Here is a 25,122-nt window from a genome sequence, read left to right on the forward strand (position 1 = left end):
TCGTCGGTTTCCGCTTGTCTAGCAGCGCCGATCAGCGATTCAAGGGAGCATTTTATGAGCAAGATCTTCGGCAGCCCGGAAAGCGCTCTCGCTGGTCTTCTTTTCGATGGAATGACCATCATGTCGGGCGGTTTCGGCCTGTCCGGCAATCCGGAGAGCCTGATCCCGGAGATCCGCAGGTCCGGTGTCAAAAACCTGACGGTCATCTCCAACAATGCCGGCGCGGACGGCTTCGGGCTGTGGATGTTATTGGAAACGCGCCAGGTCGGGAAGATGATCGCTTCCTATGTCGGGGACAACAAGCTGTTCGAGCAGCAGTACCTTTCCGGCGAGCTCGAACTTGAGTTGAACCCGCAGGGAACGCTGGCGGAGCGCATCCGAGCCGGCGGCGCCGGCATCCCGGCCTTCTTCACCCCGACCGGCGTCGGCACGGTCGTGGCGGAAGGCAAGCCCGTGGAGGAGTTCGAAGGCCGGCCTTATGTCCGCGAGACCTGGCTGCGCGCTGACCTCGCCATCATCAAGGCCTGGAAGTCCGACACCGCCGGCAACCTCGTCTATCGGCGCGCCGCGCGCAACTTCAACCCCAACATGGCGACTGCCGCCAAAGTCACGGTCGTCGAAGTCGAAGAGATCGTCGAGGCGGGCAGCCTCGATCCGGAAGCGATTCACACCCCAGGCATCTACGTCGACCGCATCATCAAGAGCACGATCAATGAGAAGCGGGTCGAGAAACCGACGACCCGCAAGAGGGAGGCCGCGTGATGGCGTGGACCCGCGAGCAGATGGCCGCACGCGCCGCGCGCGAGCTGAAGGACGGCTACTACGTCAATCTCGGCATCGGCATCCCGACGCTGGTGGCGAACTACATCCCGCCTGGCATCGAGGTTACACTGCAGTCCGAAAACGGCATCCTCGGCATGGGCCCCTTTCCCTTCGAGGGCGACGTCGACCCTGACCTGATCAACGCCGGCAAGCAGACGATCACGCTGCTACCGACGACAAGCTTCTTTTCGTCCGCCGATTCCTTCGCGATGATCCGCGGCGGTCATATTGACCTCGCCATTCTGGGAGCCATGGAGGTCGCCGCCAATGGCGACATCGCCAACTGGACCATTCCCGGCAAGATGGTGAAGGGCATTGGCGGCGCCATGGATCTCGTCGCCGGCGTCAAGAAAATCGTCGTGGTGATGGAGCACGCCAACAAGCACGGCGAGGCGAAGATCCTCGAGCGCTGCACCCTGCCGCTGACCGGCACCGGCGTCGTCGACCTGATCATCACCGATCTGTGCGTCATCGCCTGCGACAAGGTCAAAGGCGGGCTGACGGTCACCGAGCTTTCACCCGGCACCACGCTGGACGAGGTCGCCGCCAAGACGGGTGCCCCGTTCGCGGTTGCTTCCACGCTCAAGGGACAAGCAGCATGACATTGATCCTTCCCTATGCCCGCGAGGATGGCGGCAACCCACCTTCGCTCTATCCCGATTATCGTTCCACCGTGCTGCGCAGCCCGCGCCAGCCGCCGCTGCTGGTGCCGCCGACCCTGACCGAAGTGACCGGCCCGGCCGGCAATTGGGAGCGGCTGATCGGCCCGGCGATGACGGATTTGACCACCCAGCACAAGGGCACGCCACAGGGCCAGCGCATCGTCGTCACCGGGCGCGTCCTCGACGAGCGCGGCAGGCCGGTGCCGAACACCATCGTCGAGATCTGGCAGGCCAACGCCGCCGGCCGCTACATCCATTCCAAGGACGACTGGCCAGCGCCGCTCGATCCCAATTTCACAGGCGCCGGCCGCGTGGTCACCGACGAAGAAGGCAATTACCGCTATGTTACCATTCGCCCGGGCGCCTATCCGTGGGGCAACCACAAGAACGCCTGGCGTCCCGCCCATATCCATCTGTCGCTGCTCGGGCCGGCCTTCGCCACACGGCTGGTGACACAAATGTATTTCCCCGACGACCCGCTGATCGAGATCGATCCGATCGCCAATGCGGTGCCACTGCCCTTCCGGCAGCGCCTGGTGTCGCGTTTCGACATCGGCACCACTGTGCCGAACTGGGCGCTCGGCTATCGCTTCGACATCGTGCTGAAGGGCCGTGAGCAGACGCCGTTCGAGGATGATCATGATGATTGACGAGCTCGAGAGACGCGACGCCGCACCACGTCACGACAATCAGGACCCGGCGCTGTTCGGGCAGACCCCGTCGCAGACCGTCGGGCCGTTTTTCCATTACGGCCTGCCATGGAAGGGCGGCGCCGACCTCGTCGGACGCTCCGACCTCGGCGCGCGTCCCGACCTGATGCCGCCCGAGCACTATCTCTTGGGCACCTCCGGCGTGACCGGCACCCCGCAGGGCGAGGCGATCGAGATCGCCGGGTGCATCTATGACGGCAATGGCGCGCCGATTCCCGATGCTATGGTCGAGCTCTGGCAGGCCAACGCCGCCGGACGCTATGCCAGCCCCGACGACGGACGGCAGGAGATCGAGCTCGATCCCCACTTCATCGGCTTCGGCCGCTCGGCGACCGACAAGGAGGGTGTGTTTCGCTTTCGCACCATCCGGCCGGGCCGCGTTCCCGGACCCGGCAACAGCCTGCAAGCGCCTCACATCGCCTTGTCCATCTTCGGCCGCGGCCTGCTCAAGCGGCTGGCGACCCGGCTCTATTTTGCCGATGGCGAAGGCAACGACACCGATCCGATCCTCGCGCTTGTTCCCGAGGAACGCCGCCGGACACTGATCGCCGTGCGCCGGCCCGACCATACGTGGTGGCTCGATGTGCATCTTCAGGGTCCCGACGAGACCGTGTTCTTCGACCTATGACCAGCCTGCTGCGGACGCGGCCAGCCACCACGCCGGCGATGGAGGCGGTGTTCGACGACGACACCGTGCTGCACCACGTGCTCGCCTTCGAGGCGCAACTGGCGTTGGCCGAAGCCGCGGAGGGAGTGATCGACCCGGCCGACGCGCGGATGATCGCCGATCTATGCGCGGAGATCGCACTCGATCCGGCAAGGATCGCCGACGAGGCCGCTCTCGCCGGCACCCTGGCCATACCGCTGGTCGCGCAATTGCGTATCGCCCTGCCCGAAAGCGCGGCGCAAGCAGTGCATCGCGGCGCGACCAGCCAGGATGTCGCCGATACGGTGCTGATGCTGCAGGTTCGCGCCGCTGAAGAACTGCTGCGCGCCGATCTCGCCGCGACCGCCGCGGCGCTGGCGGCGCTGGCGCAGCGGCATGCGGCGACGCCCGCGATCGGACGCACCTTGCTGCAGGACGCGCTGCCGATCAGCCTGGGCCTTCGCTTTGCGCAGTGGCGGAAGGGGATCGCCGACGCGGCGGACCGGCTCGAACGGGAAGTGGCCGAGGGCGCCACCCTGCAATTCGGCGGTGCTGCCGGCGCCCGCTCGGGCCTCGCCGGTAAGGGGGAAGCCGTCGCCTCACGCCTTGCGCGTGCGCTGGGACTGCCGTCGAGCCCGCCCTGGCACGCCCGGCGCGGCGGAATAGCAGGCATCGCCGCCGCGCTCGCGATCGTCCTGGGGGCGCTCGGCAAGATGGCAAGGGATGTCTCGCTGCTCGCCCAGAACGGCATCGGCGAGGGGCGCGAGCCCGCCATTTCCGGTCGCGGGGGCTCTTCCGCCATGGCCCACAAGCGCAACCCCACCGGCTGCCAGATCGCCCTCTCGGCGGCGCTGCGTGCGCCCGGCCTCGTTGCCGGCATCCTCGCCGGCTTGCCGGCGGAGCAGGAGCGCGGGTTGGGAGGCTGGCAAGCCGAGGGACCGGTTCTGGCCGAGCTGTTCCTGATTGCCGCCGGCGCGGCCGCCGCCATGGCGGCGGTCGCGCAAGGGCTGGAGATCGACGAGGCCGCGCTCGCACGCAATCTTGCCGCCGCAGGCGTCGGCGACGACATCGGCGAGAGCGGGGCGATCGTTGTCTCCCTGCTGGCCGACCAGCAAAGAGACTAGGCCATGCCCTTCGCCGAGCGCGACGCAGTTCGCATCTACTGGAGGCTCGAAGGCGAAGCCGACAAGCCCGCGCTCGTGCTGCTGAACTCGATCGGCACCGACATGGCGTTGTGGGACCCTGCCGTGCCGCATCTGCTGCCGGCCTTTCGGCTGCTGCGGATCGATACGCGCGGCCACGGCGCCTCCGATGCGCCCGCTGGCGACTATTCGCTGGCGCTGCTGGCCGAGGATGTGGTGGCGGTGATGGATGCGGCAGGCATCGACCAGGCAGCCATAGCGGGGGTCTCGCTCGGCGGCATGATCGCGATGGAACTCGCTCTCGCCTGTCCGGAGCGTGTGGCGGCACTGGTGCTGATCTGCACTTCCGCGACAATGGATGCCGGCGCCTGGCAGGACCGGATCGACAAAGTCAGGGCGGGCGGCACGGCCGCGATCGCCGATCTCGCCATGCAGCGCTTCCTCTCGCCGTCATTCGCGGCGGCCCAACCCGCGGTCGCGGAAAGCGTTAGACGCGGCCTCGTGAGCATGCCGGACAACGGTTATGCGGGAGCGGGCGCGGCGATCCGCGACATGCAGCTCGCCTCCCGGCTGCCTGAACTGAGGGTGCCTACGCTGGTCGCGGTCGGGGACCGGGACGTCTCGACGCCCTTCGCCGCACATGGCGAATATCTTATCGCGGCGATCCCCGGCGCGCAGATGGTACGGCTTGATTGCGGTCATCTCGCACCGCTGGAAGCGCCGGTTTCGCTCGCCGCCGCGCTGCGCGGATTCCTGCATCCCAATGCGTCCGTCGGGGAGGCCGCCGCAACGCTGTTCGAAGCAGGTCTCAGGAACCGGCGCCGGGTGTTGGGCGACGCTTGGGTCGACCGCTCGCTCGCCAACCGCACGCCGTTCAACGCCGAGTTCCAGGCGATGATCACCCGTATCGCCTGGCAGGAAATCTGGAGCCGACCGGGACTCGACGACCGCACGCGGCGGCTTCTCGTACTGGCGATCACCGCCAGCCTCGGCCGGTGGGAGGAGTTCGCGCTGCATGTCCGGGCGGGCCTCACGCGCGGAGGCTTCAGCCGAGACGACCTCAAGGAAGTGCTGATGCAGACGGCGATCTATGCCGGCGTGCCGGCCGCCAATACCGCTTTCGCCGAGGCCGGGAAGATCATCGCGGAGATCGACCGGTGACCGGTGCAACGCACGATTTCCGAAAACCGAAACCGGCTCCGCGTCGCCGATCCGAAACTATCGTCAGAAAGTTTTCCAAACATGTCCGAGGCCTATATCTGCGACTATATCCGTACCCCGATTGGCCGCTTCGGCGGGGCGCTCTCCTCGGTGCGCGCGGACGACCTTGCTGCGGTGCCGTTGAAGGCGTTGGTCGAGCGCCATGCTGGACTCGACTGGAATGCGCTCGATGAGGTGATCTTCGGCTGCGCCAACCAGGCCGGTGAGGACAACCGCAACGTGGCGCGGATGGCGCTGCTGCTCGCGGGTCTGCCGAAGGAGGTACCCGGTACGACGATCAACCGCCTCTGCGGCTCGGGCATGGACGCGGTCATCACCGCCGCGCGCGCGATCAAGGCCGGTGAGGCTGATCTGATCATCGCCGGCGGCGTCGAGAGCATGAGCCGCGCGCCGTTCGTCCTGCCCAAGGCCGAGAGTGCTTTCTCCCGCCAGACGGAGATTCACGACACCACCATCGGCTGGCGCTTCATCAATCCGCTCATGAAGCAGCAGTACGGCGTCGATTCGATGCCGGAGACCGGCGAGAACGTCGCCGCGGACTATCAGGTCAGCCGTGCCGACCAGGACAGCTTCGCGCTGCGCTCGCAGCTGAAGGCCGTGGCCGCCCAGCAATCCGGTCGGCTCGGCAAGGAAATCGTTCCCGTGGTGATTTCCGGCCGCAAGGGCGATCCGGTCACGGTTGCGAATGACGAGCACCCGCGCGGTGACACCACCCTGGAGAAGCTCGCCAAATTGCCCACACCCTTCAGGAAGGAAGGTGGGAGTGTCACCGCCGGCAACGCCTCCGGCGTCAATGACGGCGCTGCCGCTCTGATCGTCGCCTCCGCAGCCGCGATCAAGCGCCACGGGTTGACGCCGCTGGCACACATCGTCGCTGGTGCTGCCGCCGGCGTGCCGCCGCGCGTCATGGGCGTCGGCCCGATCCCGGCCACGCGCAAGCTGTGCGAGCGGATCGGCCTAAGCCCCGGTGATTTCGAGGTGGTCGAGCTCAACGAGGCCTTCGCCAGCCAGAGCCTCGCCGTGCTGCGCGAGCTCGGCATCCCGGAGGACGCCGACTACGTCAATCCGAACGGCGGCGCGATCGCGCTTGGCCATCCCCTCGGCATGTCCGGGGCGCGCCTCGCCGGAACGGCGGCGCTCGAACTTTCGCTCGCCGGCAGGAACCGGGCGCTCGCCACCATGTGCATCGGCGTCGGCCAGGGAATTGCCATCGCCCTCGAAAGAGCCTGATGCGCCGGCCTTTCAGCCGAACGACGACCTGCTGCTCATCTACACGCAGGGTGCCCGGAGCATTCGGGTGGAATGGCGGTGCTTGCCTCCAACACGGCCGTCTCGCCGGTGACGCCGGAGATTCTTGCCGCGCAGGAAATGCGCCGCGGCACGGTGCAGCTCATCGAGGACATCGCACAATTTTGCCACCTCGCATGCCGCCGCTGTCCCGGAGCACCGGAGTCAACCGCGGCCCCATCGCCTTGGCGAACGCCGCGTCGACCGCGATCTGGAGCCCGCCCTCGGCTGGCCCGCCAAGAGCGAGGCAGCGGCGGGGATCAGACTAGCTTCCGGCAGGTGGACTTGGCTTGGCGCCGACTCCTCCGAGCCCGTGCGCGTCATCTTTTTGACCCCCGACAATCTTCAGCCGGAAGGAGCGCATAGGCCATTCGACGTGGGTGGCGCGCGACGGATACCGTGCTCCCGGTCGTTGTGGGAATACGACGGAGTGAATGCGACAGGGAGGTAGATGCGATGAGAAACTGGTTCCAACGGCTGACCGATGTCTCCTCCCTGGCGCGCACCGAACAGATGGGGTGATTGGGGGTCTTAGCCGGAAGGTGGCTGCTCCATTCGAGATGTTGGAACGTGGTCCGTGTTGAGCGGCCACAAGCATCATGAAGGAGCAGCCATGAACCATTATGCCGGACTGGACGTGTCGCTGGAAGCAACGGCGATCTGCGTGGTGGATGAAGGCGGGCGGATCGTGAGAGAGGCGCTGGCGGCGAGCGAGCCGCAAGCGCTTGTCGCCGTCTTGCGGGAGATCGCTCTGCCTTTGGAGCGCATCGGGCTGGAGGCGTGTTCGCTGACCGCCTGGCTTCACGATGGGCTGCGCGCGGCCGGCTTGCCGGCGATCTGCATCGAGACGCGCCAGGCCAATGCGGTGATGAAGACGATGCCGAACAAGACCGACCGCAACGACGCCCGGGCCCTGGCGCAGATCATGCGCACCGGGTGGTAACGCCAGGTCCACGTCAAGAACCGGCAGTGCCGGCTGTGGCGCGCGCTGCTGGTGGCGCGCCGCACGATCCTGAACGAGATGCGATCGATCGAGAACGTGGTGCGGGCGCTGCTGCGGGAGGCCGGCCTCAAACTCGGCACACCGAGCCGCGCGGCCTTTGCCGGACGCGTCCGCGCCCTCGCGGATGGCGATGCTCTGGCGATGGAACTCGTCGAGCCGCTGCTGCGGATACTCGCCACCATGCCAAACGCCGTGCATGGCACGAGCGCGCGTCGCGGTCGCCCGTAAACTCGCCGTCATCCTGCATCGCATGTGGAGCGATGGGACGCCGTTCCGCTTCGGCACACAAGCCGCCGCCTGAGGCAACGTCCAGCTGGAGGGCCTCCACTCAAGCATGCGCCGGATCGTTCCCGTGGGGACGAGGGGCAAGGCGATCTCGCTGAGAGTCTCGAGCCGAGGGCGTAAGCCGCAAGGTCGCGAAACAGATTGAGACGCCTTGCCCTCCTGACCCCATCATGCAGGCGGCCCTGCGCCGACCGCGAAGAGAAGCGAGTGACCCCAACGGGAAACCCGATCCGAAACAAGCCATGGAGCAGCTTGACCTACCTCACCCCAATCAGAGAAGACACTTAGGGAGGCGCTCGCGAAGTTGGTGCAGGATCTTGGCTTTGATGCCTACGCCTATCTGAACGTCCAGCCGGTGCGCATCTTTGCGATCTCCAACTACGCCTCCGAGTGGCAGGTCCGATATCTCACACAGAACTATGCTGCGATCGATCTGGTCGTCTCGATGGCGAAGGAACAGATGAAGGCCTTCGCGTGGGCAGCCGCCGCGCCGCGCTCCCTTTCGAAGCCGCTGCGTCGCTTCTATTCGGAACCGGGTGATTTCGGAATCAGATCAGGAATCTCGATCCCTGTGCGGACGGCGTTCGGGCACCTGTCGATGCTGACATTAGCATCGCACAAGCCGTCGCTGAGCCTCGAGACCGACATCGATCAGATCGCGGCGGTGACGGCGGTCGCCCAGCTCCACGCGAAGATGGAGCAGCAGGACGCGGCACCGACGGCCAGCGTGGAGATCGATCTCAAGGCGAAGCAGGCTCTCTGCCTGAAATGGTCCGCCGAAGGGAAGACAATGAAGGATATCGCGTCCATCGAGGGCATGTCGTTCGCGACGGTGAACTTCCACCTGAACAATGCTCGCAAGGCGCTCGATGCGGGAAGCCTGGCACAGGCGACGGCTCTCGCCACGAAGCTCAAGCTGATCTGAGCGGTCCGTCAGTACGAAGGCACCGCCGAGATATGTCCCAGTACGTCGAAGAAGGTCGATAGGAGTGCCTGCTACGCGCGCATGCCGATCACTCCGGTGACATAGGCGGTGTGGTGGGGCCACAATGTCACAACCGGCAACGGGCGGCCCCTTGCACGAAGACGTCGACGAGATCGCCGAAACGGCCGGCTGGCTGTGCTCACCGAGTGCGAGCTTCGTCACGGGCCAGACAGTGCTCGTCGATGGCGGCTACACGATGCTGGCAACCGGGTATGAAGCAAAACACTCCACGACGAGTTGAGGCGTCCGATGTTTGCCTCCGGTCTGTCTCTCCTTTGTCGCCTCAGTAGATGAGCCGCGTCGCGCGAGGGAATTCGGTAGCAAGGGCGCTCCCGAGGTCTGAATTGTCCTGGCGCTAGAATCCGTATCGATGATCGGCCCAGCGCAACAGCACCTTGGCATCGTGATCTGGCAAGCGAATCCGCGCATCGCGGAGACCCTTTGCGATTGCCTCGCCGACGTCTGGATCGATCCGGTTGCCGTGCGTCATGAGAAAAAACCAGCCGAAGGGAAGTCCTGCCTCGCGATCGATCGCCTCGATGCGGTCCATGAGGATATGGACGGACGCATCGCCAGCTTCCAAACGCTCTCCCGGCAGATGTAGCGGACGAGGAATGAACGCGAGCTCACGTTCACCCTTGTGTTCGTAGTCCCGGATGTCGAGCGCCCAATGCGCGTGAACACGGCTCGCTCGCGCGCTCGATTCCTCCCAGTCCTGAAAGAAGCGAACCTCGCGAGGCGTAAAATCGAAGTAGTTGGGCTGCATGTCGAGAAACGGCGTCCGCGTGCCGTCGGAGCCCACCCAGGCACGTCGTTCCAACTCCGGCCGTCGCGCCTCCCGCTTGTCGCGCTCGAGACGCGCGCAGCGGGCGAGGAAGCTGCGGACATGCACGATGCTGGTTCCCGACCTGCCGAGCAGGCGATAGAGCGGCCCCGCCAGGATCTTGTCGTCGGACATGGCATCGTGACTCAGCCAGGACGGATCGAGCAGCTCATCAGCGCCCCATGGCCGATAGTCTGGATTGACGATCGGACCAGCGCGCCACTCGGTCTCGCGGCCGAGTGCAATCTGAACGTAGTCGGCAGCACCGGGTCCCGTCGGGGCAAACGCGAAGACGGCATTGCCGTGCCACTCGGCGAGCTCCATACCGCTGTCGCGCAGCGCGCTCCAAACAGCGTTGACGTCACCGGCGTGCTTTTCGATCTCTGCCGTCATCCACGGTCGAAGCTCCGCAATGCGGGTGCCGTCCGGCGCGAGGACCGACCGCGTGTCGCGCCAATACTGGTCGTCGACGCTCGCCGCCGAGAAAGCAAACCCGGGGAAGGGCTCACCCAGCGCGGCGGCCAAGACGGTCTCGTCGGCGCCGGCCGGCAGACGCGCCAGGACGGCCTCGACCGAGCCGTGGTCAGGCAGTCTGGTAGGTGCGTTCTCCGAAATCTCAGCCATGTGACCACCCTATCATTTCAGGCCCACGCGGTCCTTGACTGGCTTCGCGGGATCTCCCGCTGCGCCGCTATTTACAGAACGTTCGATCGTTTCAATCGACGCCATAATTTCCTCGAGCGAAGGAGCCGCGCCGAAATCATCGCCGTCATGTTCGAATAGTCGCGGATGAGGCCGGGAACCATCTTCGGAGTCGGCACGAGCGCGAACGAGCCGGCGACGGCAGAGGCGAGGTCGTAGTCGGGCCGGTTGAAAAACATTCGCGCATGTCGGACGCAATCGGCGCCCAAGTCCGCGTCCGCGAGGGCTGTCTTGCCGGCCTCGGACGCGAGGAGGCAATGCAGGTCGTAGAAGTGGCGCGAGATGCGCTGCCCTTCCTGCCTCAGTTCGCCGCGACGCTCGAACCAGCGACGCAAGCCGTGTGCGATCACGACTTTATCCCAAAAGGTGCGCGTTGCGTCGATCGTCGTGACGTTAGGCACCAACAGATCGAGGTCTGCGGCTTCATCTGCAATGTAAGGACTGATGTCCGCAGGATGGTTCGGATCGAGTGCCGACTTCGCTCCCGATTCAATGCGCACCGCAGGACGCACATAAGCGTCGTCACGCGGCTCAACCTCCGGATACCAGATCAGAAGCGTCTGGGCGTCGGAATCGGCCTCATCAATCGTGACGCGTCCTCGTCCTCCCGTGGCGTCGGCAAGTTGTTCAGCTAGGAACGCATGAAGTGGGCCGGTGATGAAGCTACGACAGGCGTCTCGGATCGCATCCAGTCGAGCACGACGCTTCTTGTTCGAAAGCGCTTCGAGCTCGGCGACGGAAGCGGGCTCGTCGAGATCGTCGCGAAACACTGTGACGTCGATGTCTTCGGAAAAGCGCTCGATCAGCCCATGTGCCTTGGACAGAGACGTGCCGCCCTTGAACAGCAGACGCGGCCCTCCGGCTGGCCGCTCATGATAAAGAGCGTTGAGCGTCCAACAGACCCAAAAGTCCTTCTCGACGTTTCCGATCGGCGCCCCGAGCCGGTTTGCCGTCGTCAAGAAAAGATCGAGCCTCTCGTTGGCTGGCGCGAGGATGACCTCGTTATAGGCGGCATTGCTCATGCGCGAGTCTCTGGCGCAGCGTCGGCGGGTCCGAGCAAAGGTCTGAGAAAATCCTGCATCCAGATCGGCATTGCCGACAGGCCTGTGCGAAGATCGTTGCAGATCTCCTTTCCATGCTCGGGATTTTTGAACAGTCTGTCGAGGCCGTTCGTTATGGCCTCCCGATCGTTGTCTCCCTCCATCATGGCTTGTATCCAATAAAGCGCTTGAACGACCCGCATGCCCGGGCGTCCAGCCCAATAGAGACGGCTCGGCGCCGCCGCTTTGAAATGGATGACCTGCTTTCCGAGCTTGATCGGTTTCAGGCGGGCGTCGACGAGAACCTCGATGCGCGCCGGCACGGCTGTCGTGAGACCAAGATCATTCGCGGCCGTCATTCCGTCGACCACGATGCGAACCTGGTCGCGACGTGCCACAGCTCTGATCACGGCGCGATAGTCGGGGACCGCCACCTTGCCCATCAGTTTGCTCATTCGCGGCCGGTCGTAGAGCCCGCGGTCGATGCGGCGTAACTCGCCAGCCGCGACGAGACGCTGCAGCGTCTTGTCGACGGCCGAACGACTGCCGAGATCGGCGAAATCGCTCGGCGTCCATACCTCTCCAGGAGGTGCCCCGTTGATACGGGCGAGGAGCCGCGGCCGGAGGTCTATGGTCGGTTTATCAAGCATGTCCGAAATATGATGCATTTTTCGGACACAGGCAAGGGGAGTCCGATCGATGCTGCATTTTTCGGACAACATCCTTGCAATCCCAGCCCCCGCCGGTTCCCTCCCGGGCGGAGGATAGCTGCAATTGACTCTCCCTCGAATTAGAACAAATATAGAACATGCCCAATGCGGAGAGCGTTGCAAAGGACATGAGTACGTCCGCCACCCGATCTGTCGTGTCCGAGCTTCGGGTACGCATCGCCCGGCTAGAGGGTAGGGCCGTGCATCAGCGCGCGGTCCTGCCCTTCGGCCTGGCGGCGATCGCCCGGATTTTCCGGAAGGAGGGCTGCTGCGCGGGGCGCTGCATGAGGTCGCGGGCGGCAGCAACGACGCCGTGATGGCGCGGCCGCCGCCCTGTTCGCTGTCGGTGTCACAGCGCGCAGCGGCGGCAAGGTGCTGTGGTGCGTGACGCGGCCCGACCTGTTCGCGCCGGCTCCAGCTCGCGGCCGAGGCTTCCGGTACGCTCGGCCTCGCGGTCCGGCGCTGGCGGCGGCAGACCAATGTGGAAGCTCGCCTTATGCGCCGCCATCCGTTCGCGCCTTGAGTCGGAAGGGGTCATTCGCGGTTCGAGGCAACGACCCGGGCAATGATACCCTCCGGACACGAATACGATCTGGCGATCGGCGATCACATCCGGTTCCTGCGCCGCTTCGATGAACTCAGGGTTGTCAATGTGTTGATTTCCGGAGGAGTGACCCTGGAAGAGGATCCGCCTGTGGTGATGCTCGACGGCGTGAACCCAATGTCGCCTTCTGGCACTTGGACCATTGAACCCAAACGACAAGGATCAGGGCCGGCATCACGACCATGTCGTCACCTCGACCTTACCCGTGGTTGCGAACCTGACGCTGGCTTCGAAGCCCGATTGCCTGCCGGGCCTCGGCGAGCGAAGCGTCAGCGGGCTGCCTATGCGCTCGGCGATGGTCGAGACGATCGACAGGCCGATCCCGCTGCCGCGAGCCGAGGTTCCGGCGCGCTCGAACCGGCCGGCGAGTTTGGCCAGCGTCTCGGGCGGGACGACGGGGCCGTCATTCGACACCGTCAGCAGCCCGCCGGGGTCGAGGGTCACTTCGACGGGCGATGACGGGCTGCCATGGCCGAGGGCGTTCTCGACGAGGTTGCGGCACACGATCCCGGCGGCGTCGGGATCGATGTCGGACATCACGGGGGTCTCGGGCACGCGCAGGGACAGCCTTTCCTCAGGCACGCTCCTGTGCATGTCGTCGATCACGAGCCGCAGGGCGTCGCGCAGGTCCGACGTCCGGTCGAGCCGAAGCCGGCCGCCCTCCGCGCGGGCGAGCTGCATGAGGCGCTCGGCGCGCGCCGTCAGCCGCTTGAGCGTGGCCTCGATGTCGGCTCCCCGCCGGGCGATGTAAGGCTCCCCGGTCTCCTTCTGGATACGCTGGGCCTGGGCGATCGCCCCGGCGAGCGGGTTCCGGAGCTCATGGGCGGTGTTGGCGGCGAGGCTGCGTTCCGACTCGAAGGCCGCCCTGAGCCTGTCGAGCAGCGCGTTCAGCGTGGCGGCGAGCGGGGCGACCTCGCTGGGCAGGTCGTCGGAGGCGACGGGCGCGAGATCCCTCTCACTGCGGGTCTCCAGCCGTTCCCGGAACGCCCGCAGCGGCCGCATGCTCCGGCGCACCGCGAGGATGACGGCGGCGAAGGCGGCCGGGATGACCAGGAGGATCGGCAGGCCGAGGCCGATCTGGATCTCCCGCGCGACCCCGGCCTCATGGGCGAGCGGCTCCGCCACCGTGATGCGCACCGTGCCCTGCAGGGCCTCCTCGCTGTACAGGCGGTGCGTCGCGGTCCGGCCGAATCCGGGACCGCCATAGGGCGGGAAGACCGACAGGTCGGCGGCATGGGACTGGAGCAGGACCTTGCCCTTGTCGTCGCGGACCACATAGGTGAAGAGCTCGTCATGGCCGTGGATGGCGCCGAGCCGCTGGCTGGCGACATCTCCCTCCTCGCGGCCGACGATGTCCATGACCGCGAGGGGAAGCAGGCGCTGCGCCGTCTCCTGCAGGGAGGAATCGAAGACCTCGCCGATCTCGTGCCGCAGCAGCACGGCGGTCGTCCATGCCGCGCCGACCCAGATCACCAGCAGCACCGCCCCGAGCGAGAGCAGGAGCCGGCCCTGGAGGCTTCGCGGGCGCCTCATGCCGCGGCCAGCCGGTAGCCGAGGCCGCGCTCGGTCTCGATCAGGTCGGCGCCGAGCTTCTTGCGCAGCCGGCTGACATGGACCTCGATCGTGTTGCTCTCCACCTCGGCATCGAAGTCGTAGAGCTTTTCCTCGAGCTGCGCCTTGGAGAGCACCTGGCCCGGCCGCGCCAGGAATGCCTCCAGCAGCGCCCATTCGCGGGCCGTGAGCTGCACCGGCCTGCCCTCCCGGCGCACGCTCCGGCGGGCGATGTCGATGTCGAGCGAATGATGCCGGATGATCGGGTTGGGATTGCCGGAATAGCGGCGGGCGACCGAGCCGATGCGCGCCGACAGTTCGTCGAGGTCGAACGGCTTGACCAGGTAGTCGTCCGCCCCGGCGATCAGGCCCTCGATCCGGTCCGACACCTGGTCGAGCGCCGTGAGGATGATGACGGGCGTGACGTTCCCCGCGGCCCGCAGGGCGCGCAGGAACACGATCCCCCTGCCGTCTGGGAGCATCAGGTCCAGCAGGATCAGGTCGTAGACGGCGCCCGCCATGGCGTCGCGGGCCGCGTCGATCCGCATGACCCAGTCGGCGGAGTGACCGTCGCCGACGATCTGGTCCCGCACGGCCGCGCCCAGCACACCGTCGTCCTCTATCAGCAGGATTCGCATCGTGGTTCGCCTTTCGCGGCTCCTGCTTCCTTGACGGTCTTTCCTTACGCGGCGCTGAAGCGGATCGCATGCGAGCTTCAGGATGCCGTCAGCTTCGCCCTCCAGGCTTGTCGCAGATCAAGGTGGAAGGAAGCTCCGGCCCATGCGGCTCGCTCTGACAATTCTCGCATGTATCGCGATCCTCCCGGTGGGGCAGGCGCTCGCCGACGACGACTGCTTCGTGCCGATGGCGGACTGGAAGCCGAAGGAGGCCGTCGCCGCCCTCGCCGCCCGGAACGGCTGGACGGTGCGCCGGATCAAGATCGACGACGGCTGCTACGAGATCGACGGCACGGACGCCGAAGGCCAGCGGATCGAGGTGACGGTCCATCCCTCCACCCTCGACGTCCTCGAGATCGAGCGCAAGGACGGCTCCGGCCGCCGGCGCCGCGACGGGGAGGATCGCGGCGGCGATTGAGCAGCCGCCGGCCGGCCCGGCCCCCGCACGGAAGACCGATCCGGCCCCGTCTCTCGGCGGGGCCTTTCGATTCCTGACGGCAGGCTGAAGCAGAAAATCCGTTTGCGTCAGGAACGGATCAGGCAGGGCGCCCAGAACGGCTTCAGCAGAGAAAGGAGACCCTGCCATGAGAAAGACCCTTGCCATCCTCTTCGCCTCGACCGCCCTGACCGCCGGGATCGGCTTTCCCGCCTGGAGCGCGATGCACGAGGCCGCCCGCTTCGAAGGGCTGCGCGACGCCGTCCTCGATGCCGGCCGGGATCTCGGCGTGGTGCTGGCCAGCGACGATGACGACGACCGCGACCATGGACGCCAGCTCCGGCATGGGGACGACGACGAAGACGACGATGACGACGACGATTTCCACGGCGGCAGCGTCTCCGCACCGGCTCCGGCGGGCAGCGTCGCTCCCCCGAACAACGGCCTCTTCGGCAACGGCGCGACGCCCAAGGCGCAGGTGAACTGAGCCCACCGCCCTTCATCCATGCCCGATCGAGAGAACCCGACGATGAGAAGCATCCTCGCCGCCCTGGCGCTGACCACGGCGCTCACGCTTCCCGGCATCGCCATGGCGCGGCCGGTGACCCTGACCACGACGCTGAAGAACTATGGCGGCAACGGCGCCTACCTCGCCATCTACGTCACCGATCCGAAGGGGGCCTATGCCGGCAGCCTGTGGATGGCGGGCACCAAGTCCAAATACTACGGGCACCTGTCCGACTGGTATCGCGCGACCGGCGGCAACACCGCCGAGATCAACGGCATCACCGGGGCGAGCGTCGGGGCGGGCCGCCAGCTGGCGATCACCCTCGACCTCGCCGATGCGCTCTTCGACGCCGGCTACACGCTCCATGTCGATGCGGCGGTCGAGGACATGCGCGACAGCCCCAACGAGATCGCCGTGCCGCTGACCGCGAAGGGCGCGGGACAGCCCGTCCAGGGCCGCCGCTACATCGCGAATTTCAGCTACGGCATGTAGGGGACGAGCATGCTCCGCGCCCTCCATCGCTGGCCGGGCCTGCTGGCCCTCGCCCTCGTGACGCTGCTCGCGGTGAGCGGCGCGGCGCTGTCCGTCTTCCCGGCGGCGGAACGGATCGCCGCGCCGCAGGCGGAGGAGGCCATGAGCGTGGCCGACCTCGCCACGCGCATCCGGTCCGCCCATCCGGGAGTCGAGCAGATCAGGCGCGCGCCCTCCGGGCGCATCACCGCCTACTGGTTCGACGGCGGCACGCCGGGTTCCGCGGTCATCGACCCGGCGACCGGAGCCGGCGTGGCTTCGGCCGATCCCAACCCGCTCCAGCGCTGGCTCACCAATCTGCACCGCTCGCTGTTGCTGGACGATGCCGGCCGCATCGTCATGGCGGCGGGGGCCGCGGCGATGCTCGTCCTCGCCGTCTCCGGCCTTGCGCTGGTCGCGCGGCGCGTGGGCGGATGGCGACGCTGGCTGGCGCCGCTGCGCGGACCTCTGGCCGGGCGTGTCCATGTCGAGCTTGCGCGGGCCGCCGTGCTCGGCCTCCTGCTGACGTCGGCGACGGCGCTCTGGATGACGGCCTCGACCTTCGGCTTCCTTCCCGACGAGGGCCCCCCTCCGGAACTGCCTTCTGCGGTGAGCGGGAGGGTCGGCGCTCCGCTGGCCTCCATGCCGCGGCTCGCCGCGACGCCCGTCTCGAACCTGCACGAGCTGAGCTTCCCCTATCCCGACGACGCCACCGACGTCTTCACGCTCAAGACCGGCGACGGCGTCGGCTATCTCGACCAGGGCACCGGGGCGACGCTCGGCTGGGCGGAGCCGAGCGGCTGGGAGCGGATCTCGGAGACCGTCTACATGCTCCACACCGGGCAGGGCGCCCCGCTTCTCGGCCTGCTGCTCGGGCTCACGGCGCTCGGCGTCCCGGCGATGGGCGTCACGGGGCTCTCCATCTGGCTGGCGGGCCGCGCCGGTCGCCCCAGGATCCGCGACAACGCCGCGCCGGGCCGCGCGGAGACGATCATCCTCGTCGGCAGCGAAGGCGGCAGCAGCTGGGGATTCGCCGCGACGCTGCACGCGGCGCTGACCCGCGCCGGGCAGCGCGTCCATGCTGCGCCGATGTCGGCGTTCGACCCCGCCCGCTTTTCCGGGGCGCGGCGCTACCTCGTGCTGGCCGCGACCTATGGCGACGGCGACGCACCCGCTTCGGCCAAGGGATTCCTCGACCGCCTGGACCGGCTTTCCGCCGTGCCGGCCGCGCCGGTGGCGGTGCTGGGCTTCGGCGACCGGAGCTTTCCGGCCTTCTGCGCCTATGCCAAGTCGGTCGCCGCCGCGGCGGAAACCAAGGGCTGGCGGCTCCTGCTGCCCTTCGAGACGGTGGACCGCCAGTCGCCGCAGGAATTCGCGCGCTGGGGCCGCGCGCTGGGCGAGGCGCTCGGCATCGCGCTGGAGCTCGACCACCAGCCCGTCCGGCCCGCGACGAGCACGCTCACCCTCATCTCACGCCGCGACTATGGCCACGACGTCCAGGCTCCCACCGCCATCCTGCGCTTCGCGCTGCCGCGCCTCTGCCTATGGCAGCGCCTGACGGGGCAGGGATTTGCCCGCTTCGAGGCCGGGGACCTCATCGGCATCGTGCCGGAGGGATCGCCCATGCCTCGCCTCTATTCGCTCGCCTCGGGCCGCCGGGACGGCTTCGTGGAGATCGTGGTGCGCAAGCATGTCGGCGGCCTCTGCTCGAGCGCGCTCACGACGCTGGAGCCCGGCGGGACGGTCGCCGCCTTCATCCGCCGCAATCCCGGCTTCCACGCGGCCCGCGACCGCACGCCCCTGATCCTGATCGGCGCCGGCACCGGAATCGGGCCGCTTGCCGGCTTCATCCGTGCGAACGCCTCGCGGCGCCCGATCCACCTGTTCTTCGGCATGCGGCATCCCGACAGCGACTTCCTCTATCGCGAGGAGCTGGAAGGCTGGGCGGCCGGGGGCCGGCTCCGCCATCTGTCCACGGCGGTCTCGCGCGGAACCCGGCCGCGCCATGTCCAGGATGCGCTCGTCGCCGACCAGCCCGAAATCGTCCGCGCGATCCGGGAAGGGGCGCGTGTCATGGTCTGCGGCGGGCGGCAGATGGCGGCAGGCGTCGCCGAGGCGATGACGCGGATATTGCAGCCGCTCGGCCTGTCTGCCGAAATCCTCAAGGCGGAGGGACGCTATGTCGAGGACGTCTACTGAGCTCGCCCGGCACGCTCTCAACGGCCCGACGATGGGGACCCGCTGGTCCGCGCTCTTCCACGCTCCCGCCGGCTTCGACGCCGGGACCGTTCGGTCGGCCCTGCAGGCGGCGGTGGACGAGGTCGATGCGCAGATGTCGACATGGAAGCCCGACAGCGAGCTGATGCGCCTGAACGGGACTCCGGCGGGGCAATGGGTGAGCGTTCCGGCACGCCTTCTGGATGTGCTCCGGCTGGGGCTGGCGATCGGTCGCGCCTCCGGCGGCGCATTCGACATCGGCATGGGCGACGCGGTCATCGCGTGGGGCTTCGGCGCCGCGCAAGCGAGCCCGAACCGCATCCGCAGCGCAATAAAGGCCCGGCGCGTGCCCGCCCATGACGCGCTCGAAATCGATGGAACGAGGGTCCGCAAGCGCGTGCCGATCACGCTCGACCTCAACGGCATCGCCAAGGGATATGGCGTGGACCGTCTCGCCGGCGTGCTCGGCAGCTTCGGCATCCGCGACGGGCTCGTCGGCATCGACGGCGAGATGCGCGCCATGGGCCTGAGGCCCGACGGCGAGGCCTGGACGGTCGCGGTGGAGCAGCCGGACCCTGAGCGTCGCGCCCCGCATTCGCTGCTGTCGCTGGAGGATTGCGCCGTCGCCACCTCCGGCGACTACCGCCACTGGATCGACGTTCAGGGCCGGAACCTCTCCCACACCATGGACCCCGCCCGCGGCGCCCCGCTTGCGCAATCTCCGGCTTCGGTCACCGTGCTCGCGCCGACATGCGCGGAAGCCGATGCCTGGGCGACCGCGCTGATGGTGCTCGGCGCCGACGACGGCGGGGAACTCGCCCGGCGGCTGGGGATCGATGCCCTGTTCCTGCTTCGCGGCGCCTGTGGCATCCGTTCCTGTGGGACCGGACGCCTGTTCGGGGACGTAACGATGGCGGTTCGGGCGTGGGGAGGTTGAACGGTGGTGGAGCATTCGAACGGGGACAGGCTGAAGATCGCTCTGCTGCTGGTGGGGCTCGGCGGCCTCGTGACCGGCCTCGTCCTCCATGTCGCGGGAAGGCCGGATCTCGCGCAGACTGTCTGGTTCGCGGGCGTCGTTCCTATCCTCGCCGCGCTGCTGGTGGAGATCCTGCGCAGCCTTGATACGTCGCCATCCGCATTGGCCCCTGCCGCCACGCAAACCAGCCTTCCAGGAGTGCATCCGAAATGAGCCGTCTTTCGCATTCGGAAATCCATATGATCCACCGGATCGGCTGGCTCCGCGCCGCGGTGCTCGGTGCCAATGATGGGATCGTCTCGACGTCAAGCCTCGTCGTCGGCGTGGCGGCGGCCGGATCGGGATCGACCGAGATCCTGATCGCGGGACTGGCCGGCCTCGTGGCGGGTGCGATGTCGATGGCCGCCGGTGAATATGTCTCGGTCAGCTCCCAGACGGACGCCGAGAACGCCGACCTCGCCCGCGAGAGACGCGAGCTTGCCGAGATACCCGATGCGGAGCTGGAGGAACTGACGCAGATCTACGTCGACAGGGGGCTCGACCGCACGCTGGCGGAACAGGTCGCCGCGCAGCTGACGGAACGCGACGCCTTAGGAGCCCATGCGCGTGACGAACTCGGCATCTCCGAGACCGTCGCCGCCCGCCCGGTACAGGCGGCCATCATCTCGGCGCTCACCTTTGCGGCGGGAGCGGTCGTGCCGGTGCTCGTCGCCCTGGTGTCGCCCGCCGAAAGGACAAGCGTCCTGGTCGCGGCCTCGACGCTCGTGGCGCTGGCCATCCTGGGCGGCCTCGGCGCCACCGCCGGAGGAGCCGGCGTGGTGCGCGGGGCCCTTCGCGTCACCTTCTGGGGTGCGCTCGCCATGGGCGTGACCGCCGCGGTCGGGATGATCTTCGGGGTTCAGGCCGGATAGCGAGCCTTCCGTCCACGACCTCGTCCCTCTCGCATGGTCGCCTCCGCCTTGAGGCCGCTCAATGCGGCAGGCAGGCGCCGGATGTCTGTTTCGCGAGCCTACCCGAGGAAAGTCGAAGACATGCGACACATCAAGCTGGCGCTTTTGGCCATCCTCGTCCTCATCTCCGTGCTGTGGATCGCGGCAGAGCCGGAGGTGTTCCGGTCGAGCGGCTTCTTCGCGGCGCGAGCGGCCGCCGTGCAATATACCGGCGCCCTCGCGATCACGGCCATGAGCGTGGCGATGCTGCTCGCGCTGCGCCCGCGCTGGCCCGAACGCTGGATGGGCGGGCTCGACAAGATGTACCGCCTCCACAAATGGCTCGGCATCACCGCGCTCGTCGTCGCCATCGTCCATTGGCTGTGGGCGCAGGGGCCGAAATGGGCGGTGGGCTGGGGTCTTCTGGAACGGCCGGTACGCGGCGGCCCCCGCCCGGTCCCCGCCAACCCGGTGGAAGCCCTGTTCTCGAGCCTGCGCGGCACTGCCGAGGGCATCGGCGAATGGGCCTTCTATGCCGCCGTGGTGCTGATCGCGCTGGCGCTGATCCGCGCCTTTCCCTACCGCTGGTTCTACAAGACCCACCGCCTGCTGGCCCTCGCCTATCTGGTGCTGGCGTTCCACGCGGCGGTGCTGCTGGATTTCGCCGACTGGATGACGCCGCTCGGCGTGGCGACGGCCCTGCTCCTGGCCGGCGGCGCCTATGCGGCCGGGATCGTGCTGCTGCGCCGCGTGGGCGCCGGGCGACAAGTGACGGGGCGGATCGCCGAGTTCAAATACTATCCGGGCGTGAAGGCGCTCGAAACCATCATCGATGTGCCCAGGGGCTGGCCAGGGCATCGGGCGGGCCAGTTCGCCTTCGCCATGTCGGACGCGTCCGAAGGCGCGCATCCCTACACCATCGCCTCCGGCTGGCACCCTGACCATCCGCGGATCGCCTTCATCACCAAGGAGCTGGGCGACCACACCGGCCGACTGCGCGAGAAGCTGCGCGCCGGCCAGGAGGTGCGGGTGGAAGGACCCTATGGCTGCTTCACCTTCGACGACGCTTGCCGCCGCCAGATCTGGATCGGCGGCGGCATCGGCATCACGCCGTTCATCGCCCGGATGAAGCACATGGCCCTGCGCGGCGACGCGCCCGACTGGCCGGAAGGCCAGACGGCGGACCTGTTCCATACCACCACCGATGTGGACGAGGTCGCGCTGGCGAAGCTCGCGCATGACGCGCGGGCCGCCGATGTGCGCCTGCATCTCCTGATCAGCGCCCGCGATGGCCGGCTCACCGGCGCCCGCATCCGGGAGGAGGTGCCGGACTGGCGCGAGGCGAGCATCTGGTTCTGCGGTCCCGCCGGCTTCGGGGCCGCGCTGCGGCGGGACTTCGCCGCCCAGGGCTTTCCGGTCGAGGAGCGCTTCCATCAGGAACTGTTCGACATGCGGTGAACGACCGGTTCTCAGTGACTGGTAACGTCCGCAAATGGCGCATCGCCCTCGGGCCTGACAGGGAATGACCCAACTCGGTCATCTGTCACGTTCGAGTCTGCCCCTCGGCGGCAACTGGCGGGCCGCGCAGGGCAGCGATGAGAACTACGTGTCCTGCGAGCTTTCGCGCGTTCTCGCGGATCACAGATCTCGTCGCCCGTCGATTTTGTTTGGGTGCCACTCCTCTGACCTGCGAAAATGGGAATAGTCCCCCGCAGTACCGTTCCCAGTCCATGGACGATGTTGTGGCGCGAGCGACGGCCGATCCGAATTCAATTTCAACGAGGCCTCCGGCGCTTGATCTCAGTCAAGGCACCGATCTGACGCTTCGATAATATCGGGAACAAAAGATTGCGGAGGCGGATATCTCGGCAGCGCCATCCGCACCCCCGAGGATGAAGGCAGGGCGCTCGGCGCTCATTCACGGATCGGTTGAAGAGGCAGAAGCGGGGCATGGTCCTTCGTCGGCATCTCGCCCAATGGCTCAAGGGATTGCTGGCCACCTTGGTCGCGATCGCCTTTGTCCTTGCGCCGATTGCCAGCGCGCAAACCGAATCCTGCCATGGCCTGCTGCCTCATCACCAGGATCACGACGGCTCTCGCCATGTCGCCGCGATCGAACAATCCATCGCGGCTTCCCTGCACCAGCAAGGTGATGTGGCCCCGGAGCACAGGCCCGCAGGTTCCAAGACTTGCTGCGCCAGCTCCTGCAGCGCGTGCCAGGTGGTTCTTGCCAGGGAAACCGTCGCGATCACGCACGGCCTGATGACCCATTCCGGCTTTGAATGGATCGATGAGGCCGGCGCGGGTGTCGCTGTCGCACCCATCCTCGGTCCTCCCCGTCTCCCGGTCTGAGCGATCCGTCGCGCCGAAGGCGCGCGGATCATGGGGCACGCCCGGCGCGCCCTGACCGATTCATCGGCATTGCCGATCGGGACACAAGGACTGAAGCCATGAACCGTCGTGATTTTCTTCACGGCCTGATGACCGGCGCCGCGGCGCTCGGCACATCGGCCGCCGCTTTTCCAATCCGCTCATGGGCGCAAGCCGGCGCCCCGGACCGCTCCATGGAGCCGCTGGCACTGCCCCGGCGTCTCGCCATCGTCCATCGCACGATCGAGGTCAGTGGCAAGGCTGCGCGCGTGTTCGGCCTGACCCAGCCGGACGGGACGCCGGGCCTGACGCTCGACGCCGGCAGCAGCTTCGATGTCGCGCTCACCAACGAGATCGACGAGCCGACCCTGATCCACTGGCACGGCCTGACGCCGCCTTGGGCGATGGATGGCGTGCCGGACAATCCGGCGGCGCTTCTGCGCCCTTCCGAAGTGCGCCGCTACAGCTTCCCGGTTGGAGCCGGCGGCACGCACTGGATGCACGCCCATACGCTGCAGGAGCAGAATCTGCTCGCCGCCCCGATGATCGTGCGGACGGCGGAGGAGATGCGGCTCGACGAGCAGGAGGTTGTGATCCTGCTGCACGACTTCTCCTTCACGCCCGCGGAGGAACTGCTGGCCAGCCTCAAGGCGGGCACTTCCTCGACCGGCGGGATGCTGATGGACCATGGCGCCATGGGCCACGGCGAGGTGATGCCAGCGATGGGCATGCAGCAAACGATGCAGGGTGGCATGCCCGGCGCGTCGATGCCCGGCGGCGCCATGGCCGGGATGGATCTCAACGACATCGACTACGATGCCTACCTCGCCAACGACCGCACGCTCGACGATCCTCAGGTCGTGACGGTCGAGAAAAGCGGCCGCGTGCGTCTGCGCCTCATCAATGGCGCGACCGCCACGGCCTTCACCATCGATACCGGGAGCCTCTCCGGCCAGCTGGTCGCGGTTGACGGCCGGCTGGTGCAGCCGCTCGGGGGCCGATCATTCCCGATCAGCATGGGCCAGCGGCTGGATATCCGCCTGACGCTGCCTGCGGCGGGCGGCGCGCATCCCATCCTTGCACTGCGTGAAGGCGGTTCGGAGCGGACCGGCATCATCCTCGCCTCCGCCGGAGCGCGTATCGGCAAGGTCGCCACGGTCGGCGAGCAGAAGGGACCGGTCGTCGGGCTCGATCTGGAGCCGCGGCTGCGCGCCGTCGCTCCGCTAGCGGAGCGCAACGCCGCCCGCCGCTTCGCGCTTGTGCTGAGCGGAAACATGGCCGGCTACAGCTGGGGGATCGGCGGCGCCGATGCTCTGGCCGTGAAGCGTGGCGAGCGCATCGAGATGCTTCTGCGGAACATGTCGATGATGGCGCATCCGATGCACCTGCACGGCCATCATTTTCAGGTCGTCGACATCAACGGGACCAGGCTCGCCGGCGCCGTGCGCGACACGGTCGTGGTGCCGCCGATGGCAGCCGTGACCATTGCCTTCGACGCCGACAATCCCGGGCGCTGGCCGCTGCACTGCCACCACCTCTACCACATGGCGACCGGCATGATGGCCTTCGTCGGCTACGCGTCCTGACCACGGGTTGACGCCCAGCACGAGCCCCCCGGCTAGCCGATAGCGCCCGTTCAAGGGCGATCAACGCCATTCCAGACGAGAGAGCGGTTCCGGCCGCGTCATGAGAGGAGCAGCCATATCATGACCAAGTTTCGCAAGCTGATGACGACCGCCGCGCTCGGCGCGGCCCTGATCGCGTCCGCGTCCGTCCGCGCCGAGGATGCGCACCATCCGCCGGGCGCATCTTCGCCCGTTCCCCAGTCCGACGCTCCGATGGCCGCGCCGCAGCCTCCTGCGGCGCCCCCGGCGCCGGATTCCCCACAAGGGATGATGGGACCAGGCATGATGGGTGGCGCCAGCCCCATGGGCATGATGGGGCAGATGATGGCCCCGGCTCGCATCCAGGGCCGCATCGCGTTCCTGCGAACGGAGATCGGTATCACGACCACGCAGCAACCGCTGTGGGATGCCTTCGCCGATGCCCTGCGGGCGAACGCCCGCAGTATGGCGGGAATGATGTCCGCCATGCAGGACCAGATGATGTCCGGACAGGCTGCGTCGGCTCCCACCCTTCCGCAGCGGATCGAAGCGTACGAACGCATGCTCGCCGGGCGCCTGGAGGCGCTGCGCAAGATGAAGGCGGCGCTCGATCCCCTTTACGCGGCGTTGGACGACGCCCAGAGGCGCGCGGCCGACCAACTCCTCATGCCCATGCCGATGATGGGGCTGATGTGAACGGAT

General features: G+C 67.3%; 24 protein-coding genes and 3 pseudogenes. 22 read left to right on the forward strand and 5 right to left on the reverse strand.

Annotation, left to right across the window (positions count from 1 at the left end):
- Positions 1–54 precede the first annotated feature (54 nt).
- The 10 genes and pseudogenes from J2S75_RS19505 (at position 55) to J2S75_RS19560 (ending at position 9,004) form a co-directional block, all read left to right on the forward strand.
- On the forward strand, positions 55–762 hold the full coding sequence (locus J2S75_RS19505) for a CoA transferase subunit A (protein WP_307022409.1): 708 nt from the start codon (positions 55–57) through the stop codon (positions 760–762).
- A complete protein-coding gene (locus J2S75_RS19510; RefSeq protein WP_307022411.1) occupies positions 762–1,424 on the forward strand; it encodes a CoA transferase subunit B in 663 nt (220 codons plus the stop codon). Before J2S75_RS19505 ends, J2S75_RS19510 begins: the two co-directional genes overlap by 1 nt.
- Entirely contained in the window at positions 1,421–2,134 is a 714-nt protein-coding gene (gene pcaH, locus J2S75_RS19515; protein WP_307022413.1) for a protocatechuate 3,4-dioxygenase subunit beta, read from the forward strand. Before J2S75_RS19510 ends, pcaH begins: the two co-directional genes overlap by 4 nt.
- On the forward strand, positions 2,127–2,822 hold the full coding sequence (gene pcaG, locus J2S75_RS19520) for a protocatechuate 3,4-dioxygenase subunit alpha (protein ID WP_307022415.1): 696 nt from the start codon (positions 2,127–2,129) through the stop codon (positions 2,820–2,822). The genes pcaH and pcaG overlap by 8 nt, the downstream gene beginning before the upstream one ends.
- Positions 2,819–3,964 (forward strand): lyase family protein, encoded by a 1,146-nt coding sequence (locus J2S75_RS19525; RefSeq protein WP_307022417.1) that lies wholly within the window; start codon positions 2,819–2,821, stop codon positions 3,962–3,964. The genes pcaG and J2S75_RS19525 overlap by 4 nt, the downstream gene beginning before the upstream one ends.
- Before the next feature lie 3 nt (positions 3,965–3,967).
- Entirely contained in the window at positions 3,968–5,143 is a 1,176-nt protein-coding gene (gene pcaDC, locus J2S75_RS19530) for a bifunctional 3-oxoadipate enol-lactonase/4-carboxymuconolactone decarboxylase PcaDC (RefSeq protein ID WP_307022420.1), read from the forward strand.
- Between the two features lie 81 nt (positions 5,144–5,224).
- Positions 5,225–6,433 (forward strand): 3-oxoadipyl-CoA thiolase, encoded by a 1,209-nt coding sequence (gene pcaF, locus J2S75_RS19535; protein WP_307022661.1) that lies wholly within the window; start codon positions 5,225–5,227, stop codon positions 6,431–6,433.
- 670 nt (positions 6,434–7,103) lie between these two features.
- Positions 7,104–7,694, forward strand: a pseudogene (locus J2S75_RS19545) (IS110 family transposase); the annotation flags it as partial.
- Between the two features lie 355 nt (positions 7,695–8,049).
- Positions 8,050–8,703 (forward strand): annotated as a pseudogene (locus J2S75_RS22555) (autoinducer binding domain-containing protein); the annotation flags it as partial.
- Positions 8,704–8,854: 151 nt separating this feature from the next.
- Positions 8,855–9,004, forward strand: coding sequence for an SDR family oxidoreductase (locus J2S75_RS19560; protein ID WP_307022422.1), 150 nt, complete (start codon positions 8,855–8,857; stop codon positions 9,002–9,004).
- Positions 9,005–9,118: 114 nt separating this feature from the next.
- Here J2S75_RS19560 and J2S75_RS19565 read toward each other — a convergent pair whose 3' ends face one another.
- The 3 genes from J2S75_RS19565 to J2S75_RS19575 form a co-directional block, all read right to left on the reverse strand.
- Complete coding sequence (locus tag J2S75_RS19565) at positions 9,119–10,210, reverse strand: hypothetical protein (RefSeq protein WP_307022424.1); 1,092 nt, start codon at positions 10,208–10,210, stop codon at positions 9,119–9,121.
- 71 nt (positions 10,211–10,281) lie between these two features.
- Positions 10,282–11,310, reverse strand: coding sequence for a nucleotidyl transferase AbiEii/AbiGii toxin family protein (locus tag J2S75_RS19570; protein WP_442320039.1), 1,029 nt, complete (start codon positions 11,308–11,310; stop codon positions 10,282–10,284).
- Entirely contained in the window at positions 11,307–11,978 is a 672-nt protein-coding gene (locus tag J2S75_RS19575; protein WP_307022664.1) for a DUF6088 family protein, read from the reverse strand. The genes J2S75_RS19570 and J2S75_RS19575 overlap by 4 nt, the downstream gene beginning before the upstream one ends.
- A gap of 188 nt (positions 11,979–12,166) precedes the next feature.
- Between J2S75_RS19575 and J2S75_RS19580 the strand changes: the two are divergent.
- Positions 12,167–12,516 (forward strand): annotated as a pseudogene (locus tag J2S75_RS19580) (damage-inducible protein); the annotation flags it as partial.
- 300 nt (positions 12,517–12,816) lie between these two features.
- Here J2S75_RS19580 and J2S75_RS19585 read toward each other — a convergent pair.
- Positions 12,817–14,175, reverse strand: a complete 1,359-nt coding sequence (locus tag J2S75_RS19585; RefSeq protein ID WP_307022426.1) for a sensor histidine kinase — start codon at positions 14,173–14,175, stop codon at positions 12,817–12,819.
- Positions 14,172–14,831, reverse strand: coding sequence for a response regulator transcription factor (locus J2S75_RS19590; protein WP_307022428.1), 660 nt, complete (start codon positions 14,829–14,831; stop codon positions 14,172–14,174). Before J2S75_RS19590 ends, J2S75_RS19585 begins: the two co-directional genes overlap by 4 nt.
- A 142-nt stretch (positions 14,832–14,973) precedes the next feature.
- Here J2S75_RS19590 and J2S75_RS19595 point away from each other — a divergent pair, with 142 nt between their 5' ends.
- The 11 genes from J2S75_RS19595 (at position 14,974) to J2S75_RS19645 (ending at position 25,116) form a co-directional block, all read left to right on the forward strand.
- A complete protein-coding gene (locus tag J2S75_RS19595; protein WP_307022430.1) occupies positions 14,974–15,288 on the forward strand; it encodes a PepSY domain-containing protein in 315 nt (104 codons plus the stop codon).
- 166 nt (positions 15,289–15,454) lie between these two features.
- Entirely contained in the window at positions 15,455–15,793 is a 339-nt protein-coding gene (locus tag J2S75_RS19600) for a hypothetical protein (RefSeq protein ID WP_307022432.1), read from the forward strand.
- A gap of 42 nt (positions 15,794–15,835) precedes the next feature.
- Complete coding sequence (locus J2S75_RS19605; protein WP_307022434.1) at positions 15,836–16,306, forward strand: DUF2271 domain-containing protein; 471 nt, start codon at positions 15,836–15,838, stop codon at positions 16,304–16,306.
- Between the two features lie 9 nt (positions 16,307–16,315).
- Positions 16,316–18,523, forward strand: coding sequence for a PepSY domain-containing protein (locus J2S75_RS19610; protein ID WP_307022436.1), 2,208 nt, complete (start codon positions 16,316–16,318; stop codon positions 18,521–18,523).
- Entirely contained in the window at positions 18,504–19,478 is a 975-nt protein-coding gene (locus tag J2S75_RS19615; RefSeq protein ID WP_307022438.1) for an FAD:protein FMN transferase, read from the forward strand. Before J2S75_RS19610 ends, J2S75_RS19615 begins: the two co-directional genes overlap by 20 nt.
- A 3-nt stretch (positions 19,479–19,481) precedes the next feature.
- Positions 19,482–19,730, forward strand: a complete 249-nt coding sequence (locus J2S75_RS19620; protein WP_307022440.1) for a hypothetical protein — start codon at positions 19,482–19,484, stop codon at positions 19,728–19,730.
- Positions 19,727–20,428, forward strand: a complete 702-nt coding sequence (locus J2S75_RS19625; RefSeq protein WP_307022442.1) for a VIT1/CCC1 transporter family protein — start codon at positions 19,727–19,729, stop codon at positions 20,426–20,428. The genes J2S75_RS19620 and J2S75_RS19625 overlap by 4 nt, the downstream gene beginning before the upstream one ends.
- Before the next feature lie 120 nt (positions 20,429–20,548).
- Positions 20,549–21,904 (forward strand): ferredoxin reductase family protein, encoded by a 1,356-nt coding sequence (locus J2S75_RS19630; protein ID WP_307022444.1) that lies wholly within the window; start codon positions 20,549–20,551, stop codon positions 21,902–21,904.
- Between the two features lie 492 nt (positions 21,905–22,396).
- Positions 22,397–22,798, forward strand: coding sequence for a hypothetical protein (locus J2S75_RS19635; protein ID WP_307022446.1), 402 nt, complete (start codon positions 22,397–22,399; stop codon positions 22,796–22,798).
- A 98-nt stretch (positions 22,799–22,896) separates the two neighbouring features.
- Entirely contained in the window at positions 22,897–24,402 is a 1,506-nt protein-coding gene (locus tag J2S75_RS19640; protein ID WP_307022448.1) for a multicopper oxidase family protein, read from the forward strand.
- Between the two features lie 120 nt (positions 24,403–24,522).
- Positions 24,523–25,116 (forward strand): Spy/CpxP family protein refolding chaperone, encoded by a 594-nt coding sequence (locus tag J2S75_RS19645; protein ID WP_307022450.1) that lies wholly within the window; start codon positions 24,523–24,525, stop codon positions 25,114–25,116.
- The last annotated feature ends 6 nt before the right edge of the window (positions 25,117–25,122 follow it).

Source organism: Ancylobacter polymorphus (assembly GCF_030813495.1).
GTDB lineage: Bacteria > Pseudomonadota > Alphaproteobacteria > Rhizobiales > Xanthobacteraceae > Ancylobacter > Ancylobacter polymorphus.

Bases quoted from the DNA above. Each gene is read 5' to 3' on its own strand.
- J2S75_RS19600 (WP_307022432.1), top strand. From the start codon at position 15,455: ATGAGAAAGACCCTTGCCATCCTCTTCGCCTCGACCGCCCTGACCGCC.
- J2S75_RS19610 (WP_307022436.1), top strand. From the start codon at position 16,316: ATGCTCCGCGCCCTCCATCGCTGGCCGGGCCTGCTGGCCCTCGCCCTC.
- J2S75_RS19510 (WP_307022411.1), top strand. From the start codon at position 762: ATGGCGTGGACCCGCGAGCAGATGGCCGCACGCGCCGCGCGCGAGCTG.
- J2S75_RS19575 (WP_307022664.1), bottom strand. From the start codon at position 11,978: ATGCTTGATAAACCGACCATAGACCTCCGGCCGCGGCTCCTCGCCCGT.
- J2S75_RS19605 (WP_307022434.1), top strand. From the start codon at position 15,836: ATGAGAAGCATCCTCGCCGCCCTGGCGCTGACCACGGCGCTCACGCTT.
- J2S75_RS19570 (WP_442320039.1), bottom strand. From the start codon at position 11,310: ATGAGCAATGCCGCCTATAACGAGGTCATCCTCGCGCCAGCCAACGAG.
- J2S75_RS19625 (WP_307022442.1), top strand. From the start codon at position 19,727: ATGAGCCGTCTTTCGCATTCGGAAATCCATATGATCCACCGGATCGGC.
- J2S75_RS19585 (WP_307022426.1), bottom strand. From the start codon at position 14,175: ATGAGGCGCCCGCGAAGCCTCCAGGGCCGGCTCCTGCTCTCGCTCGGG.
- J2S75_RS19505 (WP_307022409.1), top strand. From the start codon at position 55: ATGAGCAAGATCTTCGGCAGCCCGGAAAGCGCTCTCGCTGGTCTTCTT.
- J2S75_RS19595 (WP_307022430.1), top strand. From the start codon at position 14,974: ATGCGGCTCGCTCTGACAATTCTCGCATGTATCGCGATCCTCCCGGTG.
- pcaDC (WP_307022420.1), top strand. From the start codon at position 3,968: ATGCCCTTCGCCGAGCGCGACGCAGTTCGCATCTACTGGAGGCTCGAA.
- J2S75_RS19615 (WP_307022438.1), top strand. From the start codon at position 18,504: ATGTCGAGGACGTCTACTGAGCTCGCCCGGCACGCTCTCAACGGCCCG.
- J2S75_RS19640 (WP_307022448.1), top strand. From the start codon at position 22,897: ATGAACCGTCGTGATTTTCTTCACGGCCTGATGACCGGCGCCGCGGCG.
- J2S75_RS19565 (WP_307022424.1), bottom strand. From the start codon at position 10,210: ATGGCTGAGATTTCGGAGAACGCACCTACCAGACTGCCTGACCACGGC.
- pcaG (WP_307022415.1), top strand. From the start codon at position 2,127: ATGATTGACGAGCTCGAGAGACGCGACGCCGCACCACGTCACGACAAT.
- pcaF (WP_307022661.1), top strand. From the start codon at position 5,225: ATGTCCGAGGCCTATATCTGCGACTATATCCGTACCCCGATTGGCCGC.
- J2S75_RS19635 (WP_307022446.1), top strand. From the start codon at position 22,397: ATGGTCCTTCGTCGGCATCTCGCCCAATGGCTCAAGGGATTGCTGGCC.
- J2S75_RS19630 (WP_307022444.1), top strand. From the start codon at position 20,549: ATGCGACACATCAAGCTGGCGCTTTTGGCCATCCTCGTCCTCATCTCC.
- J2S75_RS19590 (WP_307022428.1), bottom strand. From the start codon at position 14,831: ATGCGAATCCTGCTGATAGAGGACGACGGTGTGCTGGGCGCGGCCGTG.
- J2S75_RS19645 (WP_307022450.1), top strand. From the start codon at position 24,523: ATGACCAAGTTTCGCAAGCTGATGACGACCGCCGCGCTCGGCGCGGCC.
- J2S75_RS19525 (WP_307022417.1), top strand. From the start codon at position 2,819: ATGACCAGCCTGCTGCGGACGCGGCCAGCCACCACGCCGGCGATGGAG.
- pcaH (WP_307022413.1), top strand. From the start codon at position 1,421: ATGACATTGATCCTTCCCTATGCCCGCGAGGATGGCGGCAACCCACCT.